Raw genomic sequence first — 10,221 nt, 5'->3', positions numbered from 1 at the left:
GAATAAACATGAAGCCTCATCCTCATTGGTGATTTACTGTCAGGTCGTGTTTAACTAGTTCCTGTCCAGCACGGAACCAGTGCCCGTCACGCCGTTCGACGTCGGTACACGAGGTTCAGTCTATACGACGGCAGGAACCCCATATCCATACATCCAAGGGGAATCATCCTGGTATTCCCACCAGCGAGGTGCTCTCCCGGATGACCAGTTTGGGAGTCAGTATGCGTCGGTTGCCGCTAACCTCGCCACCGCGGAAAATCTTCAACAGCAGATTGGCGACCTTGGTTCCGTATAGTCCTGCATCACGATGGACCGATGTAATCGTTGGATAGGTGCTCTGACAGATGAAGCTGTCCTCGAAGCTGACCATGGCCGGTAGACCGGTGGAACGATTTTGAGAAAGAGCCTGGCCCCCTGGCGGTTGAGGTCTTGCCTTGGTCCCACACCCGGGCAGGCCCATCCCCCTGGCCAGCAGGAAGCGCAGGCTGGCCGCTGCCAGAATTTCGTTCTCGTAGATGAAGGCCGTATAGGGCTCGGGGCCCGAGCTGAGCCGGTAGGTTAGGCCGGCGGCCCGGTCGGGGTCGAAATCGGTGAATTCAACAGCCGGCGCACCCAACCCCTCCTTGCGTACAAAGGCCTCGAAAGAGGATGCCCTGGCCCGGCTGTAATCCAGGTTGCCATCCCCTGATAGGTAGGCGATGCGGGAATGACCAAGGGAGCTCAGATGCCGCATGATTGTGGTCATAGTCTTGGTGTCATCGATTGACAGGGAGGGTAGGTAGTTGTCAGAATCCGGCCCTCCGGCCAGGACGGCCGGCAAACCCAGGTCATGAATGAGCCGTGGCCTGGGGTCGTCCGCAAGCAGATCGACCAGAATGACCCCGTCCACACGCTTGCGCCTGGCCCAATCCCGATATGTTTCCAACTCCTCGGCCAGGGTGGCACATGGCCTGAAGAGCAGGCCGTATCCGAGCCGGCTCAGGGAAGCATGGATACCGGCCATGAAATGAAGCATGAAGTTTTCGGTCTGAAAGGCATCCATGGACCTGGCCGGCGCAAAACCGACCGTCATGGTCCGGGAGGTACCCAGAGCCTGGGCGGCGTAAGCCGGACTCCACCCCATCCTGGTGGCCACATCCCGGACCCGCCGTTTGGTCTCCTGCGAAACGCCGGGCTTGTCATTGACGGCGAAGGATACGGCGGTCTGCGATATGCCCAGCTCATTGGCTATATCCTTGAGGCTGATGCGTGAATCACCGGACTGGGCCGGGGACTTCGACTGGCCCACTTGACCACGCGGAAATCCGCCTTGCTCACCCATACATCGCTCCGTTCAAGAAATTGCACCCCTCAACGATTTGGAAGTCGACCATCATGCATCAATCTAAGATTACCTTTTGCCCTTCCTTCCCAGTGTCCGGTCACCGCTGGGAGAGCCGTATACGCAAACAGCTCATACGATCGCCTCCTCCTCGGCCCAGATCCAGACGACTGTACCAGGCCTGCCCGTATCGTCAGTAAGTTCCATGATGATCCCCCTCCTCGTCGGGCATAGAAGCCTCACCTGTACAAGTCCATCCGGCCCGACGGAAGCCATTGGCTCCAGATGGAGCCGGGGGGGGGGGGGATCTAACGCAGACGGGGGGGGGGGGGATGCTGTCTCCCAACCAATGCAAATATGGGTTGACTGACCCGGCCGCATGCAAGTCGGCGAATCGACAAGAAGCCTTGAAGCCCCCGACCCGGAAGGCACCCGCTCCGGTCCGCAAACCATCATCGGCTCGAAGCAACCTGGTCTGACCATACAGTTCCGGTACCAGACGCGCAGGAAGCAGACAAATTCGATGTTTCCAAGAACTGAAAGAGACAATAGCACCTCGAAGACCGTCTGTGCAGGCATCAGCAATGGATCGGCGATCGTTGAAACGTACCGGAACCACACTCGAACAGGTCGGCAGACTGATGGGCATCCGTCCTGACATGAAATCTGCCTCGAATCCAGTCGACAAGTACCTTGAAACACAGCCCCACTCATCCGGGCAAAATCGCCTGATTCGAGGACTCGGCCGTGAACAGGCCATCGAGCAGACCCAACCCACCTTACGAGTGAATTCCACATGTCAAACAGCTCGTCGTATCCACATGTCCACGACGCTTCTCCAGAACCTTCAATCGAACATGCCGATTGAGCCGACCGGCCTACTCCGCCAGGCGCATGGACTTCATCTGGCAATCAACCGCTTCGCCACGCATGGAACTACTTGGAGAAATCACCTCCCCTTGCTCCAATCACTCCGGACCGCCCTTTCTGCAGAGAGGGATCCGACACCGTGTTGTAGCAACGGCCGGGGACCATATCGACATGGATACAATCTGTGATCCCCCGGGCACGTAACTGCACCGGGTCCTGCGCGGTCCGTGATGTAACCATGGCCGGGCGCAGACCTTGCCGACTCAACTCCATCCACTTCAGGAAGACCGAGCCTCCCGGGGAGCAGGCGGATCGGACAAGCGGATCCCCCTCCTCATCCACGTCGATGACCAGGGCCGTGGACCTGACAGGCATATCCGTCCGGCCCGCACGGTCCTTCGCAAGCTCGGCAAAGGCCTTACCCAGCGGTTTCAGCCCCCCGTCCTGGTCGAAGAGCCCCAGATGGTGCTCGAACGGCGGGAAGTCCCCGAATTGCCCGTTGACATCGTGGGAGCACCACCAGGTAATGCCGAACAGGTCCGCGCAGTCCATGGCATGGTCCACCGTGGTCCGGCAGAAGTCAACGGTCTCATTCTCCCCCATGACGTTCAAGGGGGCGCCAATCTCCTGCAGCCAGACCTTGCGATCCGAATCCTGGGCGAAGGCCTTGGACAGCTCCGTCATGTATTCGGCATGTCTGGTGCTTTCATCCGACAGGGGCCCGTAGGCCTGAGCCGTACCGTTGAAGACCCAGGAATGGATGCAGGTCACATCGCCCAGGTTGGAGGCGAATCGCGGCAGGAATGCGTGATCGTCCTGGTACCACACCGCATCATTCTCACAATGCAGGAGGAGCCTGCCCTCCTGGGCGGCCCGGGTTCTGAGGGGCCCCAGCAGGGACTCCAGCCAGCCCTCGATCTGGTCTGACGAGGCAGGCATACGCCGGGGGTGGACCCGGTCGGTGAACTGGTTGCACTCGTTACCTATGGTCAATCCGCGGAAATGGGGCAAATCACTCAAGGCTTCGTATACTGCTCCGACCAGGGCCGCCTGGGCCCGGATGGCGGGGGGGTCCGTGAACATATTGGACTCGTGCCAAGAGACCAGCCAGGAAGGCACGAAGTCGAAACTGGACATGTGCCCCTGGATCACATCGGAATAGACATCCAGTCCACGCTCCCCGGCCAATTCGGCCATGTACCGCAGGTCCTCCAGGGCCGCTCCGTTGATCCAGGTCCGGTTGGGCTGCAGGATTGGCCAGAGTGGAAAAATCCGGACATGGTCCATACCGATGGATGCAATGCCGTCCAAGTCACGGGCGACGGCGTTCCAATCCGGATGCAGCCAGAAGAAGAACCAGTTATAGGAGGGGGTGTAGTTGACGCCGAATTTCATGATAGTGTCATTCCTTGATGCCACCCTGTTCCAGACCGCGGAAGAAGTAGCGCTGGAAGCAGGCGAAGAAGACCAGGATCGGTATCAGAGAGACCAGGGCCCCTGCAGCTATCAATCGTGGATCCGAAATGAACATGCCCTTGAGCCTGTTCATTCCCAGGGTCAGTGTGTAATTGGACTCGTCCGAGATGACGATCAATGGCCAGAGGAAGTCATTCCAGGCCCCGACGAAAGCGAAGATGCCGACCACGGTCATCGTTCCCCTGACCTGGGGGACACATATACGGTAGAAGCGCTGCCACAGGTTGGCTCCATCCACTTGGGCGGCCTCCTCCAGCTCATCGGGTATGGACTTGAAAGCATTGGTCATCAGGAGAATGTTGACCGCACCGACCATGCCGGGCAAAGCGACGGCCAGGAGGGTGTTCTGCAGTCCGACGCTGCGCACGATCAGGAACTGGGAGATGACCACACCCTCGACAGGTATGACCATGGTTCCCATGAAGATCGTGAAGAGCAGGCCCCGGCCACGCCACTTAAGACGACCCAGGGCGTAACCGGCCATGGTCGAGAAGATGACGTTCCCCGCTATGGACAGAATGGCCACGATGACAGTGTTGAGCATGTACCGGAAGACCGGCACCTGTCTGAAGACCGATACGTAGTTCTGCCAGGTCGGGGTCTTCGGAATCAGGTATGGCGGAACCGCGTAGACGTTGTCGCCCCTGCCCTTGAACGACAACGACAACTCCCAGACGAAGGGACCGACCAGAAGGATGAAGACCAGGATCAGTACCAGATACTGGACCACCTTGCCGACGGTGATTTTGGAATGCCCACTGGTCATGAGTCCTCCCCCCGCCTCTGAACAATCTGCTGAAGCACCAACAAGGCCCCCACGACGACCAGGACGATCAATGACAGGGCGCTGGCGTACCCGGTTCTGGCCTGGATGCCGGTGCCTTCCTTCTGGATCAGCATGGACATGGTGATGTCCTCACCGCCCGGTCCTGCCGTTCCGTTGGTCAGGACATAGATCTCGTTGAAGACGCGGAAGGCCGCAATGGTGGATAGCATCATGATCAGGACGATGGTCGAACGGACACCGGGTATGGTCACGTGGATGAACTGCCGAAAGGGGCCCGCTCCATCCAGGGAGGCCGCCTCGTAGAGGGCATCGTCGATATTGGCCAGAGCGGTCAGATAGATGACCATATAGTATCCCAGGCCCAGCCATATGGTGATGAACATGGAGGTGAACAGGATCAGCCAGCGGTCGCTCAGGAACGGGATCGGGCTGTGGATGATGTGCAGGGACTCCAGGACCGAATTGACCAGACCCTTGGGATCGAGCAGGTTGGTCCAGATCATGCCCACCACGACCGCGGACATGACGACCGGAGTATAGAAGGAGGTCCTGAAGAAGCCCATGGCCCTTGAGTTCCCCTTCACCAGGTTGGCCAGAATCAGCGGCAGGATGACCATGAAGGGAACAACGCAGACCACATAGAGGGTCGAGTTGAGCAGGGCCGTCCAGAAATAGTCGTTATGGAAGATGGAGACGAAATTCCGGAGGCCGATGAACTTGCCCGGTTTGAGCAGAGTCGAATCAGTGAAGGCCAGCCTGAAAGTGTTGAGCGCCGCGACGATCACGAAGATGAAGACGATCGCAAAGGCCGGGAGGACAAACAAATACGGAGCCAGGACCGTACCCAACGAGGCCCTGCGCCTGCCGGCTCCGGAACGGGGACGGGCATCAGGACGGTCGGGAGAGGAATCCCCCGACCGGGCAATGATGGAGTCGATCTGACCCATGGCTACTGCAGTTTCTCGTTCGAGTACTTAACGGCCTTGTCAAGGGCCTCCTGAGCGGTCTGCTTACCCTGAAGGGCCAGCGCGGCCTGCTGCTGCAGGTAGTCCTTGCCGTTGGCGTCAGTGAATTCGGCGGGTCGGCAAGAGTATCCGTTCTTGACGGCTTCCAGGGTCACCTTCAGGGCCTTGCCTTGGACATCCCCGGTGTCGATGTTGGCATAGTAGGGATCCTCCAGACCTCCCTTGCTGGACGGGAAAGTGTTCGACTTCTTGGCGAACTCCAACTGGTTCTTGGCATTGGTCACATACTGGGCGAAGTCCAGCGCCAGGGTCTTGTTCTTGGTCTGGGCATTGACGGCCAGCATCTCATAGGATACGGTGGCTGACTTGCCCTCGTTGCTGATCTTCTTACCAACAGCCAGGTGTTTGTAGAGGTCCGGGGAGTTCTGTTTGAAGTCCGCAGCCGAATAGGCGCTACCGCCCATGGCGATGATGGAACCCTTCTGGAAGAACTCTCCCTGCTGGGACCACTGAGCGCTCAAGGCCTCCGGCGGGATTCCCTTGTCCTTGTAGAGGTCAACGAACCGCTGCAGGAGTTTGACCGCCTCCGGAGAGTTGAAGATGTACTTGGTGTGGTCCTTGTTCATGATGGGAATGCCGGCCGAGGCATAATCATCGACCGCCCCTCCCAGCATGGTCGACATGTAGGCGCCGCAGCCGCTCTTGACCATCGTGTTGGCCTGGTCGAAGTAGTCATCCCAGGTCACCGGCAGCTTCTCGGGGTCGAGGCCGCACTTCTGCATGAGCTCGGTGTTGTAGTAGGTGGGCCCGTCATTGACATACCAAGGGAACCCATAGGCCCCCTCCTCCACGCCGTTCCCCTTGAAGGTGACGGCATTCCAAGCGTTCTTATAGAAGTTGTCCGCCGCCTTGGGGTCCTCCTTGCTCAGGTTCATCAGGGCTCCGGCCTTGGCCAGGCCATACATGAGCGAAGGACCTGCATCGATGATGTCGGGTAGGGAGTTGGCCGCGGCATCCGCGGAAAGCTTCTGCTCATAGTTGTCCGAGGGCTGGTCCACCCACTTGATCGTGGTACCCGGGTGCTCCTTCTCATAGGCGGCGATCAGGTCCTTGAAGTACGGGGTGTACTTGTCGTTCTTCAGGTTCCAGGTCTGGAACGAGATCTCCCCGCCGGGCTTGCCGTCCTTGGACTCACCACCGTTGCTGCTGTTGGACCCTCCACAGGCCGCCAGAGAGGCGGTCATGGCAGTGGCACACAGCAACACTGCCGCTTTCTTCATTGCTCTCATCAGAGCTTCCTTTCTCTATTGGTTACTCACCTCGTTGTGGAATGCCCCCTTGGTGGCCGGGCACTCGATGTTCAAGACATTCGGTTACGGTCTGGATACCCTCAAAGTGGTGAACTGGAAGGGAGCCAGATCGAGAAGAGCCCCGTCGGCTTCAGTATCGGCCGGGACCATAAGTCCCTTGCGCACCCCGTCAGGTACGGGGCCGTCCTCCAATGAATTGGTTTCCCTTACCTTGGCACCCTGAAGGAGAGAGCCAACCTGCAACCTGGCCTTGGCGGGCGCTGAATCGGGATTGTAAACCCGTAGGATCAGATCCCCGCTGCCGTCATCGGCGGTCTTGACCCAATCGATCACCGCACTGCCCTGGATAGGCTGCAGCCCGGCCAGAGGCTCGACTTCCGGCAGACCTTCGTGGAAGGAGGGCGCGTTGATAACGTAGGCCGCCCGAAGGATATCATCCTGCTCGCTGCCCGGGACGATGGACCAGGCAAAGCCATGGGAGCCACGATCTGTGCAGGGGTCCGGATAGACCGGAGATGACAGGAGGGTCAGCCGGATCATCGTACCAGCCTCGCGTCCCGCTTCCTGGTCGTAGAAGATGGGGGTCGTATCACCGCCATAGGTCGTAGCGTTGACCACACCGACAGCCAGGTCGTCATCACGCACCCGGATGAATCGGTGCGTGCAGCTTTCGAACTGCGCTTCCTCGGCGGCGTTGTTCTTCTGGATGGGCCGGTCTATGAATCCGTACTGGCATTCGAATTGGGCGTATCGAGCCTGTAAGGCGACGGGTAGGTCGACCTTGAGAAGCTGCTCATCCTGCTGCCAGTCCACATCGGCCGCGAAGTCGACCTGTCTGGCCCCGGGGGCCAGACTGATGGTCGTAATGATGGTGGTCCTGTCATGCCGACGGGTCACCCGGACCCCGCAGTCAACCTGCTCCATCCGGACCGGGGCCTCGATCCTGGTACCCGTCAGCAGGGCATCGCGCTCCAGGTCCCAGGCATCCCACATGTAGGGTTCGTCCTTGAAGAGCTCATACCCTCCCATCGAGGACCCCCGGGGTACCAGGTCCCGGCCGGAAGTTCTGTCAAGTATGGAATGAACCTCACCGTCCGGACCCACCGTGACATGGATGAGACCGTTGTCGAGAATGTAGTCGGCCCCCTCATGTTCGACCCGGGTGTTTTCGGCGTCTTCCCGGACACCCGTTGCGGCGATGGCCCCGACGGGCTTCCATGCCTTTCCAACAGGGCCACCCATGGGAACCACCTTGGCATCGGGAATCTTCCTGGCCTCCGGGTGGACGGCCGCTATCACATCGGCCGCCTGACGGCCAAGTTCGTGCAGCCGTGCAATATCCCTGCGGTAGTCCTCTCTGGCCAGCCGATGAACCCAGGAAATGGCCGAACCTGGCAGGATGTCGTGGAACTGGTTCAGCAGGAGGGTCCGCCAGATACCATCCAGTTCTTCGCGAGGATAGGCATAGGCCCCATCGACCAGACCCGCGTACGCGCACAGATATTCCACGGTGCGCAGCATGGCCTCCTCCTGCCGGCAGCCACGTTTCATCTCCTGTTGGGAGGTCAGGGTCTTGCGATGCAGTTCCAGGTAAAGCTCGCCCTTCCACACGGGCATCTCGGCACCCGCTTCGGAGTGAATCTCCTGGCTGGACTCCCGGAAGAAGTCCGCCGGGGCCTGGTAGCGCACCTTGGCCGACCCCTCCACGTCGTGCAGACGCCTGTACCGCCCCAGCATCTCGCGGGTGGTGCCGCCGCCCCCATCCCCGTATCCGAACAGTACCAGGGCCCGGGTAGAGGTGTCCTTGTCCTGGTAGTTCTCCTCGGAATGGTTAAGTTCCCGGGCCGTCATACTGGAAGCGTAGGTGTCCATGGGAGGGAAATGCGTAAAGATCGGTGTACCGTCGATGCCCTGCCAGTCGAAGGTGTGGTGGGGAAATCTTGTGGTGTCGTTCCAGGAGATCTTCTGGGAAAGGAAGGCCGTCATCCCTGCTCGTCGAGCTATCTGGGGGAACTGCCCGTTGTAGCCGAAGCTGTCAGGCTCCCAGACCACGGTGGTGTCCACGCCCAGGTGCTGCCGGAAGTAGCGCCTGCCGAAGGTGAACTGACGCGTCAGGGACTCACCCGAGGGAAGCATTCCGTCGGATTCGACCCACATGCCACCTACCGGAATGAAACGACCCTCCCTGACACGGTCCAGGACCCGCTTGAAGAGGTCGGGATGATCCTCCTCCAGCCAAGCGTACTGTTGTGGGGAACTCATGGCATAGATGAAGTCCGGGTCGCGCTCCATCAGCGCCAGCATGTTGGATACCGTCCGTGCCACCTTGCGCCTGGTCTCCCTCTTGGGCCAGAGCCAGGCGGAATCGATGTGGGAGTGCCCGACTGCGGCATGATCGAGCGCACTGGGAACGGCCGGGACCGCCAGGACCTCGCCAAGAGTTCGGCGGGCGGGCTTCAAGGTGGTCAGGTCCCTCTCGTCATAGATGTTCAGCGAACGTTGCAGTGCCTTGCCCAGATGCCAGTAGCGAGGCTGCTTCTCGTTGCCCTCCTTGATCAGCTGGGACACCACCTCAAGATCCATGTAGTAGTTCCAGGCCTCATGATCGAAGCGGCAGACATCCATCCGCTTGAGGACGTTGGGTTCATCCGCCTTGCCGGTCGTCCCCTCCCCCAGCTCCGTCTCGACGAAGGCGGGTACGCCGAGGATCATCGGGTTGCAGGCGGCCTCCAGATAGATGGTGAAGGATCCGTCCTCCTTCAGCACGGAAGCCTCCCCGGCAGTGGGCCGACCGTCCATGTCACTGCCATCCAGGGGTATCCACTGGTTGCGCGGGTTGACGGCCTTGATGATAGAACCGTCCTCCCGGTAGGCCTCCGCCTCGAAGTGACCTCCGGGAGCATCGGGATGCCAGCCCAGGTCGACGATGAGTTCCAGCGGCGAACTCCTTACCTGGTCGGCATCCACCCTGCCCGATACCTCCATCCAGGTCGTACCCCAGGTCGTACCCCAGGTATCACCGATGTGCAGGGGCCGAAAGTCCACCTGACCGGCGCGAAGCAGGTCGAAGAACTCCGAGGACGGGATGGGTTCGCCGGTTATCCTGAAGGACCGAACCCGGGCCTCGCCCACCACCTGGTCAATCTTCGGTAGCACGCGTTGACGCATGACCCTCTCGCACTTGTCAAGTTCGCGTTCTATCTTCAGCTGCATCCTCAACCTCCCTGTTGACAGCCGACCATATTACTAAAGCGGTTTAGTTACAGTATAGCTTGATTTGTCCCGCCTTGCCCACACGCCGACCTCAAGCCCTATATCCCGCAACACCTCGCTATTCCTCCAGCGTGTCGCCCCCCCCCCGGCCATCCAAGGCCGAATCCAGGGCACCCCGCACGCCGGGATGCCACAGCGGACTGCGCTCACCATAACTTCAAACGCTGCATGATGCCCAGCTCACCGAGATGCCGCACTCATCACGGTCATGTATCAAAA

Annotated in this window: 6 protein-coding genes; all 6 read right to left on the bottom strand. The window is 59.8% G+C overall.

Annotation, left to right across the window (positions count from 1 at the left end; genetic code table 11):
- Nucleotides 1-163: 163 nt before the first annotated feature.
- A complete protein-coding gene (locus Q0K62_RS06370) occupies nt 164-1,321 on the bottom strand; it encodes a LacI family DNA-binding transcriptional regulator (protein ID WP_297317142.1) in 1,158 nt (385 codons plus the stop codon).
- 936 nt (nt 1,322-2,257) lie between these two features.
- Nucleotides 2,258-3,586, bottom strand: a complete 1,329-nt coding sequence (locus tag Q0K62_RS06365; RefSeq protein WP_297317141.1) for a glycosyl hydrolase — start codon at nt 3,584-3,586, stop codon at nt 2,258-2,260.
- A 7-nt stretch (nt 3,587-3,593) separates the two neighbouring features.
- On the bottom strand, nt 3,594-4,433 hold the full coding sequence (locus Q0K62_RS06360; RefSeq protein WP_297317140.1) for a carbohydrate ABC transporter permease: 840 nt from the start codon (nt 4,431-4,433) through the stop codon (nt 3,594-3,596).
- The gene (locus tag Q0K62_RS06355; RefSeq protein WP_297317139.1) at nt 4,430-5,401 is read right to left on the bottom strand and encodes a sugar ABC transporter permease; all 972 of its coding nucleotides are present in this window, start codon (nt 5,399-5,401) and stop codon (nt 4,430-4,432) included. Before Q0K62_RS06355 ends, Q0K62_RS06360 begins: the two co-directional genes overlap by 4 nt.
- A 2-nt stretch (nt 5,402-5,403) precedes the next feature.
- Entirely contained in the window at nt 5,404-6,708 is a 1,305-nt protein-coding gene (locus Q0K62_RS06350; protein ID WP_297317138.1) for a sugar ABC transporter substrate-binding protein, read from the bottom strand.
- 84 nt (nt 6,709-6,792) lie between these two features.
- Nucleotides 6,793-9,942, bottom strand: a complete 3,150-nt coding sequence (locus Q0K62_RS06345; protein ID WP_297317137.1) for an alpha-mannosidase — start codon at nt 9,940-9,942, stop codon at nt 6,793-6,795.
- Nucleotides 9,943-10,221 lie beyond the last annotated feature (279 nt).

The sequence above is a fragment of the uncultured Bifidobacterium sp. genome, from assembly GCF_945269915.1.
Taxonomy (GTDB): Bacteria; Actinomycetota; Actinomycetes; order Actinomycetales; family Bifidobacteriaceae; genus Bombiscardovia; species Bombiscardovia indica.
Note: the sequence above shows the minus strand (reverse complement) of the source record. Positions and strands in the feature narration are given on the sequence as shown.

Bases quoted from the DNA above. Each gene is read 5' to 3' on its own strand.
- Q0K62_RS06355 (WP_297317139.1), bottom strand. From the start codon at position 5,401: ATGGGTCAGATCGACTCCATCATTGCCCGGTCGGGGGATTCCTCTCCC.
- Q0K62_RS06350 (WP_297317138.1), bottom strand. From the start codon at position 6,708: ATGAGAGCAATGAAGAAAGCGGCAGTGTTGCTGTGTGCCACTGCCATG.
- Q0K62_RS06345 (WP_297317137.1), bottom strand. From the start codon at position 9,942: ATGCAGCTGAAGATAGAACGCGAACTTGACAAGTGCGAGAGGGTCATG.
- Q0K62_RS06360 (WP_297317140.1), bottom strand. From the start codon at position 4,433: ATGACCAGTGGGCATTCCAAAATCACCGTCGGCAAGGTGGTCCAGTAT.
- Q0K62_RS06370 (WP_297317142.1), bottom strand. From the start codon at position 1,321: ATGGGTGAGCAAGGCGGATTTCCGCGTGGTCAAGTGGGCCAGTCGAAG.
- Q0K62_RS06365 (WP_297317141.1), bottom strand. From the start codon at position 3,586: ATGAAATTCGGCGTCAACTACACCCCCTCCTATAACTGGTTCTTCTTC.